Here is a 1,155-nt window from a genome sequence, read left to right on the forward strand (position 1 = left end):
TTACTGAGCCTGAACTTGTGAAGTCGCCTCGGTGATGGATAAGCCGGTTCCGGCGAGGCATCCGTCGATGAGGTCACTGCGGTATTGGATCGTGCGCAGGCCGCGCCTGACGGTCTGGACCAGGTGGTCGGGGCTGGTGAAGGCGACATTGCTGAGCCAGCCGCGCCGCAGCAGGGACCAGATGCCCTCGACCGGGTTGAGATCCGGTGCATAAGAGGGCAGTTGGTGGACGGTCAGCCAGTCCCGATCGGCGATCCAGGTGCGCATCCTGGCGTCCAGATGCACGTTCAGGTTGTCCCAGATGAGCACGATCGGCCCACCGAGTTGCTGGTGGGCGATCTGGAGCAGGCTGCGGTAGTCGGTCCATGCGAAGCTCTTGCGTCCATCGCGCCGGCCGTCGTCGCGGCGGGGCCGGTAGATCAGGCGGGAGCGTTCACCCGGTTTGTAGCAGGTCAGGGCAGCGATGGAGATGCGGCGCCGCGAGCGGCCGCGGACCCGGATGACGGGCGTGTGCCCGCGACGGGCCCAGGTGCGGGCGATCGGCGGTGTCATCGAGAACCCGGACTCGTCCTCGAAGACGATCCAGGCGCCGAGCGCCGCCGCGGTCCTTCCACCAGCGGCCAGGCCTCCCTCACCCAGCCGGTGATCGCCTCATCGTCACGCTCGACGGCCCGTCTGGCCGGGATCTGGCAGGAGAATCCGTGCCGGATCAGGAGCTTGCGCACGCCCTGGATGGTGTAGCTCTTGTGGAAGCGACGCCCGATCACGGTCTTGACCCGTGTCAGGGTCCACCGCTGGTCCGGCCAGCCATGGGCCATGGGTCCTCTGGCCAACTCTGCGTCCAGCTGGACGAATTGGTCCTCGCTCAGTCGCGGTGGGGAGGCCGAGCCGGTCGAGCGCAAGGCCCGCGGGCCACCCTTGGTCCACGACTTCCGCCAGCGTTGCACCGACCGGACGCTGACCCGCAGATCCTTCGCGATCGCCGAGCTCGGCTCGCCGCAGGCGAACCGCTCGGCCGCCGCCCGCCGGATGCCCTCGCGGAACTCCCGCCGCTCGTCCGTCAGACCGCCGCCCTGCGCGTACCTCATGACAACGGCATACCGCGACGATCAAGACTTGTCAGCAGCTACGACACCACGAGTTCAGGCTCAGTAG

The 1,155-nt window shown here is 67.9% G+C and carries 1 protein-coding gene; it reads right to left on the reverse strand.

Annotation, left to right across the window (positions count from 1 at the left end):
- Window positions 1-1,088, reverse strand: a protein-coding gene (locus ACZ6BG_RS39105; RefSeq protein ID WP_469011151.1) for an IS630 family transposase whose coding sequence is annotated in 2 segments (ribosomal slippage) — window positions 1-641 and window positions 641-1,088 — 1,089 coding nt in all. Because the reading frame shifts where the segments join, the coding sequence is not laid out codon by codon here.
- Window positions 1,089-1,155 lie beyond the last annotated feature (67 nt).

The sequence above is a fragment of the Streptomyces sp. NPDC041205 genome (assembly GCF_055591765.1).